18 protein-coding genes are annotated in these 19,707 nt (G+C 72.8%); 14 read left to right on the top strand and 4 right to left on the bottom strand.

Annotation, left to right across the window (positions count from 1 at the left end; genetic code table 11):
- Nucleotides 1-20: 20 nt before the first annotated feature.
- Nucleotides 21-1,025, bottom strand: a complete 1,005-nt coding sequence (locus ACFYPR_RS00650; protein ID WP_387258169.1) for an ABC transporter ATP-binding protein — start codon at nt 1,023-1,025, stop codon at nt 21-23.
- 2 nt (nt 1,026-1,027) lie between these two features.
- Here ACFYPR_RS00650 and ACFYPR_RS00655 point away from each other — a divergent pair, with 2 nt between their 5' ends.
- From ACFYPR_RS00655 to ACFYPR_RS00670, 4 genes are all read left to right on the top strand, one after another.
- Nucleotides 1,028-1,714, top strand: a complete 687-nt coding sequence (locus ACFYPR_RS00655) for an ABC transporter permease (protein WP_354861107.1) — start codon at nt 1,028-1,030, stop codon at nt 1,712-1,714.
- Nucleotides 1,711-2,448, top strand: coding sequence for an ABC transporter permease (locus tag ACFYPR_RS00660; protein WP_355135777.1), 738 nt, complete (start codon nt 1,711-1,713; stop codon nt 2,446-2,448). The genes ACFYPR_RS00655 and ACFYPR_RS00660 overlap by 4 nt, the downstream gene beginning before the upstream one ends.
- A gap of 241 nt (nt 2,449-2,689) precedes the next feature.
- The gene (locus ACFYPR_RS00665) at nt 2,690-3,670 is read left to right on the top strand and encodes a glycine betaine ABC transporter substrate-binding protein (RefSeq protein WP_355064950.1); all 981 of its coding nucleotides are present in this window, start codon (nt 2,690-2,692) and stop codon (nt 3,668-3,670) included.
- Between the two features lie 110 nt (nt 3,671-3,780).
- The gene (locus ACFYPR_RS00670) at nt 3,781-5,619 is read left to right on the top strand and encodes a hypothetical protein (protein WP_387258171.1); all 1,839 of its coding nucleotides are present in this window, start codon (nt 3,781-3,783) and stop codon (nt 5,617-5,619) included.
- Between the two features lie 4 nt (nt 5,620-5,623).
- On the opposite strand, the gene ACFYPR_RS00675 is transcribed toward ACFYPR_RS00670, so the two are convergent.
- Entirely contained in the window at nt 5,624-6,811 is a 1,188-nt protein-coding gene (locus tag ACFYPR_RS00675; RefSeq protein ID WP_007466075.1) for an NADH-quinone oxidoreductase subunit D, read from the bottom strand.
- 104 nt (nt 6,812-6,915) lie between these two features.
- On the opposite strand from ACFYPR_RS00675, the gene ACFYPR_RS00680 reads away from it, so the two are divergent.
- Nucleotides 6,916-8,373 carry a M16 family metallopeptidase gene (locus tag ACFYPR_RS00680; RefSeq protein ID WP_387258173.1) on the top strand — a complete coding sequence of 486 codons (1,458 nt, stop codon included), beginning with the start codon at nt 6,916-6,918 and terminating at the stop codon, nt 8,371-8,373.
- Here ACFYPR_RS00680 and ACFYPR_RS00685 read toward each other — a convergent pair.
- Entirely contained in the window at nt 8,340-9,653 is a 1,314-nt protein-coding gene (locus tag ACFYPR_RS00685) for an SAM-dependent methyltransferase (RefSeq protein WP_387258688.1), read from the bottom strand. The two genes, ACFYPR_RS00680 and ACFYPR_RS00685, sit on opposite strands and share 34 nt — an antisense overlap.
- Nucleotides 9,654-9,958: 305 nt before the next feature.
- On the opposite strand from ACFYPR_RS00685, the gene ACFYPR_RS00690 reads away from it, so the two are divergent.
- The 7 genes from ACFYPR_RS00690 (at nt 9,959) to ACFYPR_RS00720 (ending at nt 16,712) form a co-directional block, all read left to right on the top strand.
- Nucleotides 9,959-10,930, top strand: a complete 972-nt coding sequence (locus ACFYPR_RS00690; protein WP_387258175.1) for a Rossmann-like and DUF2520 domain-containing protein — start codon at nt 9,959-9,961, stop codon at nt 10,928-10,930.
- The gene (panC, locus tag ACFYPR_RS00695; protein WP_387258177.1) at nt 10,927-11,775 is read left to right on the top strand and encodes a pantoate--beta-alanine ligase; all 849 of its coding nucleotides are present in this window, start codon (nt 10,927-10,929) and stop codon (nt 11,773-11,775) included. The genes ACFYPR_RS00690 and panC overlap by 4 nt, the downstream gene beginning before the upstream one ends.
- A 43-nt stretch (nt 11,776-11,818) precedes the next feature.
- A complete protein-coding gene (gene panD, locus ACFYPR_RS00700; RefSeq protein WP_387258179.1) occupies nt 11,819-12,247 on the top strand; it encodes an aspartate 1-decarboxylase in 429 nt (142 codons plus the stop codon).
- A 96-nt stretch (nt 12,248-12,343) separates the two neighbouring features.
- Nucleotides 12,344-13,240 (top strand): septum formation family protein, encoded by an 897-nt coding sequence (locus ACFYPR_RS00705; RefSeq protein WP_387258181.1) that lies wholly within the window; start codon nt 12,344-12,346, stop codon nt 13,238-13,240.
- Nucleotides 13,241-13,348: 108 nt separating this feature from the next.
- Entirely contained in the window at nt 13,349-15,043 is a 1,695-nt protein-coding gene (locus ACFYPR_RS00710; RefSeq protein WP_355135763.1) for an L-aspartate oxidase, read from the top strand.
- Nucleotides 15,040-15,936, top strand: a complete 897-nt coding sequence (nadC, locus tag ACFYPR_RS00715) for a carboxylating nicotinate-nucleotide diphosphorylase (RefSeq protein WP_387258182.1) — start codon at nt 15,040-15,042, stop codon at nt 15,934-15,936. Before ACFYPR_RS00710 ends, nadC begins: the two co-directional genes overlap by 4 nt.
- Nucleotides 15,937-15,953: 17 nt before the next feature.
- Nucleotides 15,954-16,712: a type III pantothenate kinase gene (locus ACFYPR_RS00720; protein ID WP_234587497.1), complete on the top strand. Its 759-nt coding sequence runs from the start codon at nt 15,954-15,956 to the stop codon at nt 16,710-16,712.
- 38 nt (nt 16,713-16,750) lie between these two features.
- On the opposite strand, the gene ACFYPR_RS00725 is transcribed toward ACFYPR_RS00720, so the two are convergent.
- Nucleotides 16,751-17,491 (bottom strand): class I SAM-dependent methyltransferase, encoded by a 741-nt coding sequence (locus ACFYPR_RS00725; protein ID WP_387258184.1) that lies wholly within the window; start codon nt 17,489-17,491, stop codon nt 16,751-16,753.
- Between the two features lie 90 nt (nt 17,492-17,581).
- Between ACFYPR_RS00725 and lysS the strand changes: the two genes are divergently transcribed.
- Complete coding sequence (lysS, locus tag ACFYPR_RS00730; RefSeq protein WP_387258186.1) at nt 17,582-19,090, top strand: lysine--tRNA ligase; 1,509 nt, start codon at nt 17,582-17,584, stop codon at nt 19,088-19,090.
- Between the two features lie 112 nt (nt 19,091-19,202).
- Nucleotides 19,203-19,547 (top strand): Lsr2 family protein, encoded by a 345-nt coding sequence (locus ACFYPR_RS00735; RefSeq protein WP_007466057.1) that lies wholly within the window; start codon nt 19,203-19,205, stop codon nt 19,545-19,547.
- Nucleotides 19,548-19,707: the final 160 nt, after the last annotated feature.

Genomic DNA, 19,707 nt, shown 5'->3' on the forward strand with positions numbered 1-19,707 from the left:
CGGGCCGGTCAGCGGCCGGGTCAGCCCGTCGAGCGGCCCAGGTCGAGCAGACGCTGGCGGCTGAGCGCGCCCACCGGGCGGCCGTCGTCGGTCACGACGAGCTGGTCCCGCCCCGACGTGAGCAGTGCCGCCAGCGCGTCGTACGCCGTGCCGTCCAGCGCCACGGTGGGCAGATCCGCGGCGGCGCCTGGGGGCACCGGCCCCAGGGACTCCCGGTCGAGCGGGGTGACCGCCAGCCGGCGGATGCCCCGGTCGGCTCCGACGAATTCGCGGACGAACGGGGTGGCCGGTGCGCCGAGCAGGGCGGCCGGCGTGTCGTACTGCTCAAGGTGCCCGCCCTGGGAGAGCACGGCGATCCGGTCACCGAGCCGGACGGCTTCGTCGAGGTCGTGGGTGACCAGCACGATCGTCTTGCGGACCTCGGCCTGGAGGCGGAGGAACTCCTCCTGCAGGCGGGCCCGGACGATCGGGTCGACGGCCGAGAACGGCTCGTCCATCAGCAGCACCACCGGGTCCGCGGCGAGCGCGCGGGCCACGCCGACCCGCTGCCGCTGCCCACCCGACAGCTCGTGCGGATAGCGGCGGCCGAACTGGGCCGGGTCCAGACCGACCAGGTCGAGCAGCTCGTCGACGCGGGCCCGGGTCCGATCCCGGGACCAGCGCAGCAGACCCGGGACGGTTGCCACGTTCGCCCGGACCGTCTGGTGTGGAAAGAGGCCGACGTTCTGGATCACGTAGCCGATCCGGCGGCGTAGCCGCACCGGGTCGACGTCGGTGACGTCCTCGTCGCCGAGCATGATCCGCCCGGCCGTCGGCTCGATCAGACGGTTGACCATGCGGAGCACTGTCGACTTGCCGCAGCCGGACGGGCCGATCAGCACCACCAGCTCGCCGGCCTTGACGTCCAGGCTCAGGTCCCGCACGGCCTCGGTGCCGTTCGGGTAGCGCTTCTGGATGCCCTGCAGGGAGATCGACGCCGCGCGAGGGGATTCGGCCACGCTGGCGGCCTCCGGGGTAACGTCCACGTATGTCCTTCCGCCTGAGCTACCGGGCCGACCCGGGTAACCCCTGGTTCTCCTGGCAGTACGTGCGGGACAACTCTGACACGATCCTCGCCGCCATGCGCGAACACGCCTCCCTCACGGGACGCGCGGTGCTGATCGCGGTGCTGATCGCCCTGCCGTTGTCCGTGCTCGCGTACTGGGTCCGCCCGCTGGCCGGCCCGATCCTCGGCGTCACCGGCGTGATCTACACCATCCCGTCACTGGCGCTGTTCGCGTTCATCGCGCCGTACCTGGGGACCGGCGCCACCACCGTGCTGGTCGGGTTGGTCCTGTACGCGCTGCTGCTGATCGTCCGCAACGTGGTGGCGGGGCTCAACCAGGTGCCGCCGGAGGTCGGCGAGGCCGCCGAGGGCATGGGCTACGGCCGCTGGCGGCGGCTCTTCCGGATCGACCTGCCGCTGGCGATCCCCGGCATCCTGACCGGGTTGCGCCTGGCCACCGTGTCGACGGTCGCGCTGGTCACCGTCGGCGTGCTGGTGGGCCACGGCGGCCTCGGCCAACTGATCTTCGCGGGCTTCCAGAACAACCTCTACAAGGCCGAGATCATGACCGGTACGGTGCTCTGCGTGGCGCTCGCGGTGCTGCTGGACCTGCTGCTGGTCCTCGTCGGCCGGCTGGTCACCCCCTGGTCCGCCCGGGGCGTCCGGTGAGCGCCGCGGCCAACCCCGTGCACCAGGCGGTGCTCTGGCTCAACGACCCCCTGAACTGGAGCAACCCGGGCGGCATCCTGGACCGGCTCGGCGAGCACCTGACGATCTCCGCCCTGGCGGTGGCGCTGGGCTGCCTGGTGGCCTGGCCGGTCGGGCTGTGGCTCGGGCACACCGGCCGCGGCGGCGGTCTGGTGGTGCTGGTGTCCAACGCCACCCTGGCCATTCCCACCCTGGCGCTGCTGACCATCCTGCCGCTGACCTTCCTCGGCTTCGGGCGTACGCCGGTGGTGGTGGCGCTCGCCGTCTTCGCTATTCCGCCGCTGCTGGCCAACGCCTACACCGGCGTACGCCAGGCGGACCCGGAGGCGCGCGACGCGGCCCGCGGGATGGGCCTGTCCGGCGGGCAGTTGCTGCGTCGGGTGGAGCTGCCGCTCGCGGTGCCGTACCTGGCGGCCGGCTTCCGGACCGCCGCCGTGCAGGTCATCGCCACGACCGCGCTGGCCTCGTTCGTCAACGGTGGCGGTCTCGGCGAGATCATCCGTACCGGATTCGGTCTGAGCATCGCCGCCGGTGGTGGGCAGATCGTGGCCGGTGGTGTGCTGGTGGCCGGGCTGGCATTGCTGGCCGAGCTGCTCCTCGGGATCGTCGAACGCCTGGTCACCCCCCGTCCGCTGCGACGCGGACGGCAGCGCGCGGGCCGCGCCCGGCCCGCCGACGCCACCGGCCGCGCCTGACGCGCCGTCGCGATCCGTCCGGGTGAGCGGACGCCGAAGCGGCGACCAGCGGCGGGCCGGTCGGTGACGATGCGGTGACGAAGCCCATCCCGGGTTGTCGGTCGCTCGCGGACCATGTTGGGTGGAAGTCGCGGGCGGCCGACAGCCGGGATCGCCCGTCGGACACGCGGCCGGCCCGGGACGGGTCGCGCCGGGACACGGAAGGCGGGCGGCACACATGCGCGCACGTACACGTCTGGCGATGGGCGCCATCGGCGCCATCGCCGGAGCAGCACTCCTCACCGGGTGTGGCGACGCCGGCTCGTCCGGCACCGACGCCCCCCAGACGAACGCCTCCGGCGCCGGGTGCGCTCCGGTCGCCGGTCAGCAGCTCATCGCTCTGACGGACGACAAGAAGCTCCAGAACTCCGACAACGTCATTCCGGCGGTCAACAGCAAGGTGGCCAACCCGCAGCTGATCGCCGCGCTGGACAAGGTCTCCGCGGCGCTCGACACGCCGAAGCTGATCCAGCTCAACAAGGCCGTCGACGCCGACCGCAAGACCCCCAAGGTGGCCGCCGAGGAGTTCGCCAGCGCCAACAACATCACCGCGGGAATCGCCAAGGGCCCGGGTGGCGACATCGTGGTGGGCGCTGGCAACTTCAGCGAGAGCCAGACCCTGGGCGAGCTGTACCGGATCGTGCTCACCGCCGCCGGTTACCAGGTCAAGGTGCAGCAGATCGGCAACCGGGAGCTGTACGAGCCGGCGCTGGAGAAGGGCGAGATCCAGGTCGTCCCGGAGTACGCGTCGACCATGGCCGAGTTCCTCAACACCAAGGCCAACGGCAAGAACGCCCAGCCGGTGTCCTCGCCCGACATCAACACGACGGTGACCAAGCTCAAGGCCGAGGGCGACAAGGTGGGCATCACCTTCGGCACCCCGGCCGCCGCGCAGGACCAGAACGCGTTCGCGGTCACCCAGCAGTTCGCCGACAAGTACGGCGTGCGGACCCTCTCCGAGCTGGCCGCGAAGTGCTCCGGCAGCGCGACGGTGCTGGGCGGCCCGCCGGAGTGCCAGCAGCGTACGTTCTGCAAGCCGGGCCTGGAGAAGACGTACGGGCTCTCGGTGGGCTCGTTCTCCTCGCTGGACCAGGGTGGGCCGCTGACCAAGAACGGGCTGCGTGAGGGCAAGATCAGCGTTGGTCTGGTCTTCTCCTCGGACGGTGCCTTCGCCACCAGCTGAGGTTCCTTTCGGGTGTGCCGTGGACGCCCCCTCCCCATCTCGGGGCGGGGGCGTCCGCGCGTCCGGGGACCCGTTCCCTCCGCTGGGGATCGTCGGTAGGCTGCACAGCCATGCCAGCCCCGGTCACCCCCGACGCCCGGCGTCAACCGCTGTTGCTGACCGTGCTCTTCTGGGGCGGCGTGGCCCTGGCCCCGGTGGCGGCGCTGATCCTTCTGGTCGCTGACGGTAACGGCCCGCTGCGCTTCGCGGCGGTGCTCGCCATCGTGGCGGTGGTCCTGATCGGCCTCTCCATCGCGTTGCGTCCCGACGGTGACGACGGTCGGGCCGATGAGCTGCTGGACGAGATCGAGGAGCTGCGCCGGGAGTTGCGCGCCGAGATCGTGGCCGCCGCGCAACGCGGCAACCAGGCGCTCGACCAGGCGCAGCGAGCCCAGGAGGGGATCGCGGCGGTCCGCCGCCGCCTCGATGCCACCGGAGCGGCCCTCGCCGGCGCCACCCCGCTGGCCGAGCCGGCAGGCGCCGGGCGGGTGCGGGTGCCGGCCGCCGACCCGGTGGACGAGACTCCGCCCGCCCGCAGCCGGGTACCGGTCCCCGGCGACGCCCCGGTCGCCCGGGTCCGGGTGCCCGCTCCGGAGGAGGCCGCCGGCCGGGTTCGGGGCCCGGGTCCGGGCGAGGTGGCTGGTCGGGTTCGGGTGCCGGCCCCGGACGAGGCCGCCGATCGGTGGGGTCGCGACGAGCGCGCCGACGACGAACCGGCGTACCGCCACCGTGCCGCCGCCGACGCGCCCCCCGAGCCAGCCGCCGGCGGTGTGTACGGCGCCGAGCGGTCCGCGGCCGGATACGCCGCCGCTCCCCGCCCGCGTGAGCACGACCGCCCCCGTGAGCACGACCGCTCGGAGCCGGCGCACCGGCCGGTGGGCGTGGTCCGGCACACCGAGACCGTGCACGTCACCACCCGGCACACCGTCGTCGACGGCGGACCAGCCGAGCCGGGCGGGCGCTACGGCGGCGGGTACGCCGGCCAGTGGACCCCGCCGGCCCAGGAATGGACCCGGGGCGGCGGCCCGGAGGGACGTGCCCGGCCGGCCGACCGTTCGTGGGGCGAGCCGGAGAATCCCCGGTCCACGTACGCCGACGACCGCGCCCGCCCAGCCGACGACCGCGCTCGGCCCGTCGACGACCGGTCCTGGGGTCAGCCGCCTGCTGCCCGGGGTGAGTCCGGTTGGAAGGGCGCACGGGACGGCTCGGGCTCCGACCGGAACGGGCCCGACCGCGGCGACGAGGAGCCGGGCTGGACGGCTCGCCGCGACGAGCCGGAGTGGACCGGCCAACGCGACGTGTACGCCCAGGCCGACGAGCCTGCCTGGGGCGGCCGATCGCAGCACGACGACCGTGGCTGGTCGGAGCAGGCCGAGCCCGACCACGCCGGTGCGCCGCAGCCCGGTCCCGCCCTGCGGGCGGACGACACCGGCGAGTACTGGTCGCAGTTGCGGGCCGGCGACCGGTGGGCGGCCGTCCGGGACGACGGGAACGGCCGTGAGCTGCACGTCGGTGAGCGCCGGGCCGAGGTGCACGCCGACGCCACGGGGACCGAGTACCGGATGGCGGACCGCTGGGCGTCCGTCCGCCAGGAGGACCCACGCCGCCACGAGGACCCGCGCCGCCACGACGAGCCACGCCGCCACGAGGACGCGCGCCGCCACGAGGACTCACGCTGGCAGGACGAGCGCGAGTCGTACCACCGATCCGAGCCGGGCGGCCGGCCGGCGCTGCCGGTCGGCGGCGTGCCCGTGCCGGACGAGTGGCGCCCGCCGCGCCAGCGCGGTCACGAGCCGGAGCCCGCCCCCGAGCGGGCCGGCCGCCGCCGGGTCGAGGAGCGGTACGGCTACCCGCCGCAGGACGACGTGCCGCGTGCCGGCGGCGCCCCGGTCACCGACCGCTGGCGCTGACGCGTCACTTGTCGATGTCGCCGACCACGAAGAACATCGAGCCGAGGATGGCGATCAGGTCCGGCACGAGGCAGCCCGGAAGCAGGGTGGCCAGCGCCTGCACGTTCGCGTACGAGGCGGTGCGCAGCTTCAACCGCCAGGGGGTCTTCTCGCCGCGCGACACCAGGTAGTAGCCGTTGATGCCGAGCGGGTTCTCCGTCCAGGCGTACGTGTGCCCCTCGGGCGCCTTGAGCACCTTCGGCAGGCGGGTGTTGATCGGCCCGGTCAGCCGGTCCACCCGGTCCAGGCACTGCTCGGCGAGATCCAGCGAGACGTACACCTGGTCGAGCAGCACCTCGAAGCGGGCGTGGCAGTCCCCGGCGGTCTTGGTCACCACCGGCACGTCCAGCTCGTCGTACGCCAGATAGGGGTCGTCGCGGCGCAGGTCCAGGTCGAGTCCGGAGGCTCGGGCCACCGGCCCGGACGCGCCGAACGCGGCGGCGTCGGCGGCGGACAGCACGCCCACGCCCACCGTGCGGGCCAGGAAGATCTCGTTACGCCGGATCAGGTGGTCCAGGTCGGGCAGCCGCCGACGGACCTCGCCGATCGCCGCGCGGGCCCGCCCGGTCCAGCCGTACGGGACCTCCTCCTTCAGCCCGCCCACCCGGTTGAACATGTAGTGGATGCGGCCGCCGGAGACCTCCTCCATCACGGCCTGGATGGTCTCCCGTTCCCGGAAGGCGTAGAAGACCGGCGTGATGGCCCCGATCTCCAGCGGGTAGGAGCCGAGGAACATCAGGTGGTTGAGCACCCGGTTCAGCTCGGCGAGGGCCATCCGCAGCCAGGTGGCCCGCTCCGGCACCTCCATGCCCATCAGGCGTTCCACCGCGAGCACCACGCCCAGCTCGTTCGAGAACGCCGAGAGCCAGTCGTGCCGGTTGGCCAGCACGATGATCTGCCGGTAGTCGCGCACCTCGAAGAGCTTCTCCGCGCCTCGGTGCATGTAGCCGACGATCGGTTCGCAGGCGATGACCCGCTCGCCGTCGAGCACCAGCTTCAGGCGCAGCACGCCGTGCGTCGAGGGGTGCTGCGGGCCGATGTTGAGCACCATGTCGGTGCCGAGCTGCTGATCGCCGGTGCCGGCGACCAGACCGGCCCCGGTGCCGACGGTCAGTTCACGGAGGGCCCCGGCGTCGGTGGTCATGCCCGTCATCGTGCCACGGCGGCGGTGCCCCGGGTCATGGCGACCGCTCAGCGCCACCGCGTCGGCCAATCGGCTCATGTGGTCGTCGGACCCCCGCCGTAGCATCCCGATTCATGGAGCGGACGGAGATCGACGGAGTGCCGGTTCGGTGGAAGCAGGGGCCGGCGCCGCTGAGCGCCACCCTGCTGTTCGGCTGCGGCGCGCGGGACGAGACGTTCCGCACCATCGGGGTCACCCACCTGATCGAGCACCTGGTGATGAGCACCCTGCCCCGCCTGCATCACGAGCACAACGCCTCGGTGGACCTGCACGTCACCGAGTTCACGGCGACCGGCCGGCCGGAGCAGATCGTGGCCTTCCTCGCCGCCGTCTGCGACGGTCTCCGGGCCCTTCCGCTCGACCGTCTCGAGAAGGAGGCGGGTGTGCTGGCCGCGGAGGGTGGCCACTGCACCGATCCGACGACGGCCGCGCTGCTCACCCAGCGGCTCGGCGTGCAGGGCGCAGGGCTCGCGCCGTGGACCGGTCCGGGCTACGACCGGCTGACGCCGGAACAGATCCGCGAGTACGCCGCACGTTGGTTCGTGGCCGGCAACGCGGTGCTGCTGCTCACCGGCCCACCGCCGGAGGGCCTGCGGCTGCCGCTGCCGGCCGGGCCTCGACCGGATCATCTCGCGCCGACGCCCGTGGCGACCGCCGAACCGATCTGGTGTGAGCACCTCGTGCCGTCGGTGGGGGTGTCCCTGGTCGGCGACGACGACGCGGCGATGGCGCTGGGCTGCCAGGTGCTCTCCCAGCGGCTGGAGCAGATCGCCCGGCGCACGCACGGCCTGAGCTACGAGGTGGGCGGTGACGTCGTCCTGCTGGGCAACGGACAGCAGTTGGTGACGGTCACGGTGGACGCCCGTGAGGGCCAGGAGCCGCAGGTGGCCGCCCTGCTCTGGGAGGAGCTGAATCGCCTGGCCACGGAGGGACCGACGGCTGCCGAACTGGCCGAGGAGTGCGCCGCCGCCCGCGAGATGATCGAGGACCCGCGCGCCGTCGAGGCTTATCTCCACCGGTCCGGCTTCCGGGAACTGCTGGGCCTGCCGCAGATCACCCCCGAGCAGCGGCTGGCCGACTTCCTGGCGGTCACGCCGGAGGATGTCCGCGTGCGGTTCCAGGCCGCGCTGCCCAGCGCGCACCTCGTCGTACCGTGCGGAGTGACCCTCTCGCTCCCCGGGCTGACCGAAGGCGGCTGTCCTCGTCTTCCCGAGCAGCCCGAAGGTCGGGTGTTCCACCCGCCGATGCTGGCGAAGGTGCTCGCCCGTGAGGCGCGCGGTCTCCGGCTGATCCTCACCGACGACGGGGTAGCGCTCCGCGACCCGGACGGCGACGTGCATTTGGTCCGCTTCGACGAGGTGGTCGGTGTCGAGGAGGACGGCGTCGCGCGTACCGTCTTCGGCCGCAACGGCTGCCACATCCTGGTCGATCCGGACATGTTCCGCGGCGCCGAGCGGGCGGTCCGCGCGGTCGACGCGGCGGTCCCGGCCTCCCTGCGTTACCGGCGCTCGGAACTCGTCGGGCTGGACTGAACGACGTCGGCGATGCCGACCGGTTGGCGCAGCCACCAGTGCCCGCCGAGCCCGGCCGGGTCGGTCAGCTCGGCCACCGCCGACGCGGCGGCCAGCGCCCGCACGTAGCCGACCGGGTCGGTGCCGGCCAGGCTGAGCGGCGGTCGTCCACCGTCGGCCCCGAGCGCCCGCAGCGCCTCGGCCTGCGAGACCAGGGAGTACGCACACCGGGCGACCGCCGCGCCGGCGGAGGCGACCGAGTCCATGGCCACGTGCGCGGTGACATCGCTCGACCCGTCCGGCACCGGAGGCACCTGCCGCCCGCCCCGATATCCGGTCAACGTCCCGTCCACCGGTCTGCCGTCGCGCAGGTGTCCGTAGTCGACCGCCACCGCCAGCCCTCGGCTGATCCTGCCCACCGCGTGTGCCCAGGCTTCGTCCCTCGGCCTTCCTATTTCTGCCCGGTTGCTGTGGGGGTTCGGTTGGTCGCGTTGGGGGGTCTCCGGGCAGCCCGGCCGGCTCCGGGCGGTCAGGATTGATCCCTGCGCCGGCCGGGCTGCCCGGAGACCCGACTCGCTTCCGCCAGTCGCATCAGTCGAGGTTGAACCACCGGTCACGGCACGGTCCGCACCGCGCGGGCTCGCGGGACCGGGCCACCATGTGGTCAGCCAATCAAGATCAGCAGGGTCGACTGGCCCGCCTATCGTCTCCACACCGCTCTCGGGTTCGACAAGTACATACCGCCAGCCACCGGTGGTGTGCAGTGCCACGTCCAACGGCACGTTGTCCAACCACTCGGTAGCCAGCAGCACCCCCGTGATCTCACCGGGGATCTCGGCGGTCCAGTGGATCTCCTCTGGGAGGTCGTCGGGTCGGGGCGCCAACTCGACAGCGGTGAACCGCACCCGTTCCGCCAGCGAACGGGCGGTGATCGACGACCGCTCGCCGGGTGACTGACGGACGGCGGTCGTTGGAGTCAGGGTTTCGGGGGAGCCCGCCCACGCAGGGATCAAGCCTGACCGCCCGGAGTGGGTGGGCTCCCCCGAAACCCCCACCGCGAGCCCGACGGCATCTTCAGACGCGAGAAGGCGGTGCAGGGCCAGCAGCAATTCCCCCCGCCCAGCCCCAACGTCGACCACGTCCAGCCGTGATGGATGGCCGAGGGCAGAGTCCACCTCCGCGACAAGGCGCAGGAGCGCGGCGGCGAAGGCGGGGGAGGCGTGCACGCTGGTCCGGAAGTGGCCGGCCGGCCCGGCGCCGGCCACGAAGAAGCCGTCCGGCCCGTAGAGGGCCTGGCTCATCGCGTCCCGCCACGGGATCGGCGTTCGGAGCGCAGGAGACGTCACCGTGCCGACCCTACGGCCACCGGTCCGGTGGCGACTCCCGATCCCCGTCGCGGTCCGCGGGTGGCCGCGGTCACCGTCGCCCTTCGGGCTCGGGTCAGCAGATCTTGGACAGTTTCCGTTAGCTGCTAACGGAAACTGTCCAAGATCTGCACACGGGGCCGGTGGTGGTGAAGGTTTTCACACATGCTTGTCCCGGTTCGGCGAGCCGGGCGCATACTTGCGATCGACCGGTACCCCTTCTCGAGGACTGGATCGTCGTCATGAGCGCACCGCTGCGCCCGCGTCCGGCCGCCCAGCTTGGGCCTGCCGCACCGCGGGATTCCGCCGTCACCGGCGCCCCAACCTCCCGTCTGCTCACGGTCGGCGTCGTCGGCGCCGGTCGGGTCGGTGCCGTCCTGGGCGCCGCGCTCGCCGCCGCCGGCCACCGGGTGGTGGCTGTCGCCGGTGACTCCGGGACCAGCCGCGCGCGGCTCGCCCTGCTGCTGCCCGAGGTGCCCCGCCGCCCGGTCACCTTCGTCGCCCGCGCCGCCGCCGACCTGCTGCTGATCGCGGTGCCGGACGACGCGCTGGCCGGAGTGATCGCCGACCTCGCCGACCGGGGTGCCCTGCACCCGGGCCAGGTGGTCGCGCACACCTCGGGCGCGCACGGTCTCGCCGTGCTGGCGCCGGCCGCCGCGGTCGGTGCCCGGCCGCTGGCCCTGCACCCCGCCATGACCTTCACCGGTACGCCGGACGATCTGCCCCGGCTGGCCGGCATCTCGTACGGAGTGACCGCCCCGGCGGACCTGCGCCCGCTGGCCGCCCGGCTGGTCACCGACCTCGGTGGCGTGCCCGAGTGGGTGGCCGAGGCGGACCGCCCGCTGTACCACGCCGCGCTCGCGCACGGCGCGAACCACCTGGTGACCCTGGTGAACGAGGCGACCGACCGGCTGCGGGACGCCGGCGTGGCTCGCCCGGAGAAGGTGCTCGCCCCACTGCTGCGGGCCGCCCTGGAGAACGCGCTACGCCTCGGCGACGACGCGCTGACCGGTCCGGTCTCCCGGGGCGACGCGGGCACGGTCGAGCGGCACCTGGCCCGGCTGGCCGCCACCGCGCCGGAGTCGGTCCCCGCGTACCTGGCGCTGGCCCGGCGTACCGCCGACCGGGCGATCGCCGCGGGCCGTCTGCGCCCGGTGGACGCGCAGCCGCTGCTCGGTGTGCTCGCCGGGACGAGCCGGGAGGTGGCGGCATGATGCAGCTTGTCCACACGCGCGCCGAGTTGGCCGAGGCCCGGGCCGCGTTGAAGGGCACCGTCGGCGTGGTGATGACCATGGGCGCCCTGCACTCCGGGCACGAGACGCTGCTGCGCGCGGCCCGGGACCAGGCCGACCACGTGCTGGTGACGATCTTCGTGAACCCGCTGCAGTTCGGGCCGAACGAGGACTTCGACCGCTATCCGCGCACCCTCGGCGCCGACCTGGAGGTGTGCCGGCGGGCCGGCGCCGACCTCGTCTTCGCGCCGTCGGTGGCCGACATGTATCCGGACGGACAGCCCCGGGTGCGCCTCGACCCGGGTCCGCTCGGCGGGGAGCTGGAGGGCGCGAGCCGCCCCGGCTTCTTCCACGGCGTGCTCACCGTGGTCCTGAAGCTGCTCCAACTCACCCGTCCCGACCTGGCCTTCTTCGGCGAGAAGGACTATCAGCAGCTCACCCTGGTGCGGCGGATGGCCCGGGACCTGGACGTCCCGGTCGAGGTGATCGGCGTACCGACCGTTCGGGAGCCGGACGGGTTGGCGCTGTCCAGCCGCAACCGTTACCTGAGCGAGCCCGAGCGGGCGGCGGCGCTGAGCCTGTCCGCCGCGCTGCGGGCCGGGGCCCGGGCCGCCGACGACGGCCTGGACGCGGGGGAGGTGCTGTCCGCCGCGCACGCCGCGTTCGGCGCCGGTACGCCCGGCGCTCAGCTCGACTACCTGGTGCTCACCGACCCCGAGCTGGAGCCGGGGCCGGTGTCCGGGCCGGCCCGGCTGGTGATCGCCGCCTGGGTCGGCGCCACCCGGTTGATCGACAACGCGGCGATCCACCTCGCCCCTCGTCCCTGACCCGGCCGCACCCACCACCACTCTTTCGCGAAAGGCGAGCCCGATGCTGCGGACCATGCTCAAGTCGAAGATCCACCGGGCCACGGTGACCCAGGCCGACCTGCACTACGTCGGCTCGGTGACGGTGGACGAGGACCTGCTCGACGCCGCCGATCTGCTCCCCGGCGAGCAGGTCGCGATCGTGGACATCACCAACGGCGCCCGGCTGGAGACGTACGTCATCCCGGGCGAGCGGGGCAGCGGCGTGATCGGCATCAACGGCGCCGCCGCGCACCTCGTACACCCCGGTGACCTGGTCATCCTGATCTCGTACGGGCAGATGGACGACGCCGAGGCCCGGTCGTACCGGCCGCGGGTGGTGCACGTCGACACCGACAACCGGGTCGTCGAGCTGGGAGCGAACCCGGCGACGGCGGCCCCGGGCACGGCCGGCGACCCGGTGCCCAACCCGTTCGCCGTGTCCGGAGTCTGATCTCGCGCGAGCCGATTCCGGTCTGTCACCGGAAGGTCATTTGCGGTTACCCTGGGCACGCTGGCGGAAGCCGGTAGGTGGCTGGGGGAGGCCGCGATGCGCCGTGCCATGACGACCCTGTTCGCCACTGCCGTCACGGCAGTGTTGCTGGTCGGCTGCGCCGGGTCCGGTGGTCTGGACGGTGACCTGACCGACGACTGGGCGGCGCTGCCACCGGCCACGGCGTTCACGCCGGCCGTCGGGGTGTGTCAGGCCGCCGACTTCGTCGAGGTGGTCACGCTGGCCGCCTACCAACCCATGGACTGCGCCGGCCCGCACCGGGTGGAGACCGTGCACGTGGGGGCGTTCCCGGCCCAGCGGGCTGCCGCCCCGGCCAACGGGTCGGTGGAGCTGCGCGGCGCGTTCACGGAGTGCGACACGAGGGCCTCGGCGTACGTGGGCGACGACTGGCGGGCCGGGCGACTGCGGCTGTCGGTGGCGCTGCCCTCCGGGCCGGGCTGGGCAGCCGGTTCCCGCTGGTACCGGTGCGACCTGACCGAGCTGACGACTGTCGAGGCGGCGGCCACGGTGGTGGTCCGGTCGGGCAGCCTGCGGGACGCGTTGAAGGGGGCCTCCGGGCTGCGGTTGGGCTGCCAGCAGACCCGCGCCGGGGCGGGCCGGGGCGTGCAGACGCTGGTCCCGGTGGAGTGCGGCGGCCGGCACGACGCCGAGTTCGTCGGGGTGTGGCGTGCGCCGGACAAGCCGTACCCGGCCAAGGATGCCGACTGGGCGCCGCTCTACACCGGCTGCCGCAGCGTCCTCGGCCGGTATGTGGGCGTACCGGACGACTCCGACCTGCGGTTCCGCAGCGGCGTGGTGGTGCGCCCGCCCGGTGCGGGGCGTTGGCGGGTCGGTGACCGGGGGGTCCGCTGTTACCTGTGGCTGAGCGACCGTACGGTGAGCGCGTCGTTGAAGGGCGCGGGCCCGGCCGGCCTGCCGGTGCGGACGAAGTGACCGCGGCCGACCGCTCGGCGCGGCGCGGTCCGCGCCGGACGTGGTAGCCCAAACCACTCGTTGAGCCCCCGCCTCCCTCGGCGAGGATCGTTCGGGTTGACTGGTGGGATGGACGTTCCGACGGTCGACCTGCCGGCCCTGCCCAGACTGCTGGCCGCGCCCGAGCCCGGCTGGGTGGAGACCACCGACGTGATCGTGGTGGGCTCCGGGGTGGCGGGGTTGACCGCTGCGTTGCACCTGCGCGAGGCGGGCCTGCACGTCACGGTCGTCACCAAGGTCAACATTGACGACGGCTCGACCCGGTGGGCGCAGGGCGGCATCGCCGCCGTGCTCGACCCGACGGACACTCCGGCGGCGCACGCCCGGGACACCGAGATCGCCGGAGTGGGGATCTGCGACCCGGCGGCGGTCCGGGTGCTCGTCGAGGAGGGGCCGACCCGGCTGCGGGAGCTGATGCGGATCGGCGCCGAGTTCGATCGCCACCCCGACGGTTCGTTGATGCTGACCCGGGAGGGTGGGCACCGCGCGGACCGGATCGTGCACGCGGGCGGGGACGCGACCGGCGCCGAGGTGCAGCGGGCCCTGCACGCCGCCGTGCAGCGCGACCCGTGGATCCGGTTGGTCGAGCACGCCCTGGTGCTGGACCTGCTGCGGGCGCCCGGCGACGGCCCGGACGGGCTCGGTCCGGCCTGCGGGATCACCCTGCACGTGCTCGGTGAGGGCAGCGAGGACGGCGTCGGCGCGCTGCTGGCCCGGGCGGTGGTGCTGGCCACCGGTGGGATGGGCCAGATCTTCGCGGCCACCACCAACCCGGCGGTGTCTACCGGCGACGGGGTGGCGCTGGCGATGCGGGCCGGCGCGGCGGTGACCGACGTGGAGTTCGTCCAGTTCCACCCGACCGCCCTGATCACTCCGCCCGGCGCGGGGGTGCCCGGCGCCGGGCACGCGCAGCAGCCGCTGGTCTCCGAGGCGCTGCGCGGCGAGGGCGCGTACCTGGTGGACTCCGACGGCAAGCGGTTCATGGTGGGGCAGCACGAGCTGGCCGAGTTGGCCCCCCGGGACGTGGTGGCCAAGGGCATCCACCGGGTGCTGCTGGCCAGCGGTGCGGACCATGTCTTTCTCGACGCCCGCCATCTGGGCGGCGATTTCCTGGCCGGGCGGTTCCCGACCATCGTGGCGTCCTGCCTGGCGATCGGCGTGGACCCGGCCACCGATCTGATCCCGGTCGCCCCGGCCGCGCACTACGCCTCCGGTGGCGTCCGCACCGACCTGCGCGGCCGCACGTCGATCCCCGGCCTGTACGCCTGTGGCGAGGTCGCCTGCACGGGCGTGCACGGCGCGAACCGGCTGGCCAGCAACTCGCTGCTGGAGGGGCTGGTGTTCTCCCGGCGGATCGCCGACGACATCGCGGCCGGCCTGCCCGAGCAGGCCCAACCGGCGGACGTCGGCGCGTGGCGCGGCGGCGCGGGCTGGGTCCTGCCGGCCGGGGTGACGCCGACGCTCCAGCAGGCGATGACCCGGGGCGCCGGGGTGCTCCGGTCCGCGGCGACGCTGGCGGAGACGGCCGGGACGCTGACCGAGCTGGGCGCGGCCCGGGGCCGACCGCGAACCGCCGACTGGGAGGCGACCAACCTGCTCACGGTGGCGTCGACGCTGGTCGCGGCGGCGTACGCCCGCGGTGAGACCCGGGGTTGCCACTGGCGGGAGGACTTCCCGACGGCCGACGAACGGTGGCTGGGCCACCTGGTCGGGTCGGTCGGGGCGCAGGGCCGGGTGACGGAGCAGTGGGAGGGGAAGCCATGACGGGGTCGACAGAGGCGGCGTTGCGGGCGACCGGGCTGGACCCGGAGCAGGTGCGGCGGGTGATCGAGACCGCGCTGGTCGAGGATCTGGGGCCGGGTTTCCTCGACGTCACCAGCGTGGCGACCATTCCGGCCGAGCAGACCGACACCGCCGACCTGGTGGCCCGCGCCGACGGCGTGGTGGCCGGGCTGGCCGTGGCCGCCGCCGTGTTCGAGCTGGTGGGCGAGGTGACCGGCTTCGGTCGTACCGTCGAGGTGTCGGTGCTGGCCCGCGACGGTGAGCGGGTGGCCCGCGGCGACGTGCTGGCGACGGTGACCGGCCCGACCCGGCTGCTGCTGACGGCCGAGCGGACGGCGCTCAACCTGCTCTGCCGGATGTCCGGGGTGGCCACCCACACGCGTGCCTGGGCGGACGCCCTGGCCGGCACGAAGGCCATGGTGCTGGACACCCGCAAGACGACGCCGGGCCTGCGGGCGCTGGAGAAGTACGCGGTGCGAGCCGGCGGAGGCACCAACAAGCGGATGGGCCTCTACGACGTGGCCATGATCAAGGACAACCACAAGCTGGCGGCCGGGGGCATCACGGCGGCGTACCGGCGGGTCCGGGAGGCGTTTCCGGAGGTCCCGGTGCAGGTCGAGGTGACCACGGTCGCCGAGGCGGTGGAGGCGGTGGAGGCCGGCGCCGACTTCCTGCTCTGCGACAACATGACCTCGGAGGTGCTGGCCGAGGCGGTGACCGCGGTGGGCGACCGGGCGGAGCTGGAGGCGACTGGCGGGCTGACCCTGGAGGTGGCGGGCCGGTACGCGGCCACCGGCGTCGACTTCCTCTCGGTGGGCGCGTTGACCCACTCGTCGCCGATCCTGGACATCGCGCTGGACCTGCGTACGGAGTAGTTGTCTAGGCTGCGTGCGTGCTGCTCTGCATCGACATCGGAAACACCAACACCGTGCTGGCGACCTTCGACGGCGACAAGCTGGTGCACTCCTGGCGGATCAAGACCGATGCCCGCTCGACGGCGGACGAGTTGGGCCTGATGTTCCGGGGCCTGCTCGCCGGGGACAACGTCGAGATCACCGGCGTGGCCGCCTGCTCCACGGTGCCGGCCGCGCTGCGGTCGCTGCGGACCATGCTCGGCCGCTACTACGCGGACCTGCCGAGCGTGATCGTCGAGCCGGGCGTGCGGACCGGGGTGCAGCTGGCGATCGACAATCCGAAGGAGGTGGGCGCCGACCGGGTGGTGAACACGCTGGCCGCGTTCACCCTCTACGGCGGGCCGTCGATCGTGGTGGACTTCGGCACCACCACCAACTTCGACGTGATCAGCGGCCGGGGCGAGTTCCTGGGTGGGGCGTTCGCCCCGGGCATCGAGATCTCCTTCGACGCGCTGGCCGCCCGCGCGGCCCAGCTGCGCAAGGTCGAGGCCACCAAGCCCCGCTCGGTGATCGGCAAGAACACCGTGGAGTGCCTCCAGGCCGGTCTCTACTTCGGGTTCGCCGGGCAGGTGGACCGGATCGTCGAGCGGATGACCGAGGAGTTGGGCGAGGTGAAGGCGGTGATCGCCACCGGCGGTCTCGCCTCCCTGGTGATCAACGAGTGCAGCACCATCACCCACCACGAGCCGATGATCACGCTGATCGGCCTGCGGATGGTCTACGACCGCAACCTGTGAACCCCGGCCGCCGTCGAGGCCGGCCTCCGTGCGGGCCTTCAGCGCCGCCGGGCCCGCAGCACGATCGTGCGGTACGGCAGCTCGACGGTTTCCCGCCCGGCCAGCTCGGGATGGCCCGCGAACAGGTCGCGCAGCTCCCGGTCGATGCGCGCGCGCCGCTCGGGTGGGGCGGTGAGCCAGTACGAACGGGTGTGCAGCATCGCGACCACCTCGTCGGGTGTGAGCGTCGTGTGGTGCGTGAACTCGCCCAGCTCGACAGGTGTGAACGCGGAGCCGAAGTCCTCGTACCGTCCGACGACGTCGCCGGCGTTGTCACCGAGGTGGGCGATCCGACCCAGCTCGGCCACCCACGCGACCCGTTCGTCCCGCATGTTCCAGATCGGGGCGAACGTCCCACCCGACCGGAGCACCCGCGCGATCTCGGCGTGCGCCCGCTCCCGGTCGAACCAGTGGTACGCCTGCCCCACCACCACGGCGTCCGCGACCCCGTCGGGCAGCGGCACCGACTCGGCGCCGCCGGCCAGCGCGGTGACGCCGGGGGTGGCGGCGTCCAGTTGGGCGCGCATCTTGGGGTCCGGCTCCACCGGGGTCACCTGGTGGTCGAGGGCGAGCACTCCCCGGGTGAGAATGCCGGTGCCGGCGCCCAGGTCGACGACCTGGGCGGAATCGCCCAGCCCGTCGAGCGCCCACCGCACGGCTGCCACCGGATAGCGGGGTCGAAACCGGTCGTAGTCGGCCGCCGCCGCCCCGAACGAGAGGGCCTGAGTGTGATCCGCCATGGCGGGCAGGTTATCCGGTAACGACCACCTGAGGGCTTGAGTACGCTCGGGCCTGACCCCGCCGACAATCCTTCGTTGAGGAAGCGTGCCGTGACCGAGCAGAACGCCGTGCCAGTTGACCCCGCCGACGACCTTCCCGAGCAGATGAAGGTCCGCCGGGAGAAGCGGGACCGGATGCTCGCCGAGGGCGTGGAGCCGTACCCGGTCGGTTTCCCCCGGACCAGCACGCTCGCCGAGATCCGCGCGAAGTACGCGGATCTGCCCACCGACACCGCCACCGGCGACGAGGTCTCGGTCACCGGCCGGGTGATCTTCGTACGCAACACCGGCAAGCTCTGCTTCGCCACCCTGCGCGACGGCGACGGCACCGAGTTGCAGGCCATGCTCTCCCTGGACCGGGTCGGTCCGGAGCGGCTGGAGGCCTGGAAGCGCCTCGTCGACCTGGGCGACCACGTCGGCGTGACCGGTGAGGTGATCACCAGCCGCCGGGGCGAGCTGTCCGTGCTCGCGCAGCGGTGGGAGATGACCGCCAAGGCCCTGCGGCCGCTGCCGGTGGCCCACAAGCCGCTCTCCGAGGAGGCTCGGGTCCGGCAGCGCTACGTCGATCTGATCGTCCGGCCGCAGGCCCGGCAGATGGTCCGCACCCGGGCGGCGGCGGTGCGTAGCCTGCGCGATTCACTGCACGGCCAGGGCTTCATCGAGGTGGAAACTCCGATGCTGCAACTCCTGCACGGTGGCGCGGCGGCCCGACCTTTCGTGACCCACAGCAATGCGTTGAGCACCGATCTGTATCTGCGAATCGCTCCGGAACTGTTTCTGAAGCGCGCGGTCGTTGGTGGTGTGGACCGCGTCTTCGAGATCAACCGCAACTTCCGTAATGAGGGCGTCGACTCCTCGCACTCACCGGAGTTCGCGATGCTGGAGACGTACCAGGCGTACGGCGACTACGACACGATGGCCGAGTTGACCCGCAATCTCGTGCAACAGGCGGCGATCGCGGTCAGCGGCTCGACGGTGGTGACCCATGCCGACGGGCGGGAGTTCGACCTGGGCGGCGAGTGGCGATCGGTGACCCTGTTCGGGGTCCTTTCCGAGGCGCTCGGCGAGGAGGTCACGGTCCGCACCGAACGTTCCCGGCTGGTGGAGTACGCGGACAAGGTGGGATTGGCCGTGGACCCGAAGTGGGGCCTGGGCAAGCTCGCCGAGGAACTGTTCGAGGAACTGGTCGTCCCCGGCCTGCAGGCGCCCACCTTCGTACGCGACTACCCGGAGGAGACCAGCCCGCTCACCCGGGCGCACCGCAGCGAGCCGGGGCTGGCCGAAAAGTGGGACCTCTACGTTCTCGGCTTCGAGCTGGGCACCGCGTACTCCGAGCTGGTCGACCCGGTGGTGCAGCGGGAACGGCTGGTGGCCCAGGCGCAGCTGGCCGCCCGTGGCGACGACGAGGCGATGCGTCTCGACGAGGACTTTCTCCGGGCCATGGAGTACGGAATGCCGCCGGCCGGGGGTATGGGAATGGGAATCGACCGGCTGTTGATGGCCCTGACCGGCCTCGGAATTCGGGAAACGATCCTCTTCCCGTTGGTCCGCCCGGAGTAGTCGTCCGCCGACTCCCAGCGAGTCGTAACGGCATCCTATTGACGGGGCGAGCAGCACGGGGGTTATTGTGCTCTCGTTAGCAGGAGCGCCCTGCTCGAAAGGAATGTGGGACGTGGCCAAGCAGATCATTCACAAGCTGGTCGATGACCTGGACGGTGGGGACGCTGACGAGACCGTCAAGTTCGCGCTCGACGGTGTTCAGTATGAGATCGACCTGTCCGGCGCCAACGCCGCGAAATTGCGCGACGTATTCGCGCCGTACGTCGGTGCCGGCACCAAGGTGGGTCGCGGTGGCGTGGTGATCGGTGGGCGGGCCGCCCGCGGTCGCGGTGGCGCCACCGCCGACCGGGAGCAGAACAAGGCGATCCGGGAGTGGGCCAAGAAGGCCGGCAAGGACATCTCGGACCGGGGCCGTATCCCGCAGGAGATCGTCGACGAGTACCACGCCAAGCGCTGATCCGTTCAACTGACCGGTGGCAGCCGCCACCGCAGGGCGACACCGACGCCGGGCCGGAGCATTCTCCGGGCCGGCGTCGCCGTATCCGCGCCCGGACGGGCCGGTCGGAATGTTTCCCGGGCCGACCGGCGTTGTCCACAGGCAGTGGAGTAACTATCCA

This window comes from Micromonospora sp. NPDC005254 (assembly GCF_042872525.1).
GTDB lineage: Bacteria > Actinomycetota > Actinomycetes > Mycobacteriales > Micromonosporaceae > Micromonospora.

What these genes read in the sequence shown, in the direction of transcription:
- nadC (WP_387258182.1), top strand. Translation starts at nt 15,040, where the DNA reads ATGACGGGGTCGACAGAGGCGGCGTTGCGGGCGACCGGGCTGGACCCG.
- ACFYPR_RS00675 (WP_007466075.1), bottom strand. Translation starts at nt 6,811, where the DNA reads ATGACGGGCATGACCACCGACGCCGGGGCCCTCCGTGAACTGACCGTC.
- ACFYPR_RS00725 (WP_387258184.1), bottom strand. Translation starts at nt 17,491, where the DNA reads ATGGCGGATCACACTCAGGCCCTCTCGTTCGGGGCGGCGGCGGCCGAC.
- ACFYPR_RS00685 (WP_387258688.1), bottom strand. Translation starts at nt 9,653, where the DNA reads ATGAGCCAGGCCCTCTACGGGCCGGACGGCTTCTTCGTGGCCGGCGCC.
- ACFYPR_RS00710 (WP_355135763.1), top strand. Translation starts at nt 13,349, where the DNA reads ATGGACGTTCCGACGGTCGACCTGCCGGCCCTGCCCAGACTGCTGGCC.
- ACFYPR_RS00665 (WP_355064950.1), top strand. Translation starts at nt 2,690, where the DNA reads ATGGGCGCCATCGGCGCCATCGCCGGAGCAGCACTCCTCACCGGGTGT.
- panD (WP_387258179.1), top strand. Translation starts at nt 11,819, where the DNA reads ATGCTGCGGACCATGCTCAAGTCGAAGATCCACCGGGCCACGGTGACC.
- ACFYPR_RS00705 (WP_387258181.1), top strand. Translation starts at nt 12,344, where the DNA reads ATGCGCCGTGCCATGACGACCCTGTTCGCCACTGCCGTCACGGCAGTG.
- panC (WP_387258177.1), top strand. Translation starts at nt 10,927, where the DNA reads ATGATGCAGCTTGTCCACACGCGCGCCGAGTTGGCCGAGGCCCGGGCC.
- ACFYPR_RS00690 (WP_387258175.1), top strand. Translation starts at nt 9,959, where the DNA reads ATGAGCGCACCGCTGCGCCCGCGTCCGGCCGCCCAGCTTGGGCCTGCC.
- ACFYPR_RS00670 (WP_387258171.1), top strand. Translation starts at nt 3,781, where the DNA reads ATGCCAGCCCCGGTCACCCCCGACGCCCGGCGTCAACCGCTGTTGCTG.
- ACFYPR_RS00655 (WP_354861107.1), top strand. Translation starts at nt 1,028, where the DNA reads ATGTCCTTCCGCCTGAGCTACCGGGCCGACCCGGGTAACCCCTGGTTC.
- ACFYPR_RS00680 (WP_387258173.1), top strand. Translation starts at nt 6,916, where the DNA reads ATGGAGCGGACGGAGATCGACGGAGTGCCGGTTCGGTGGAAGCAGGGG.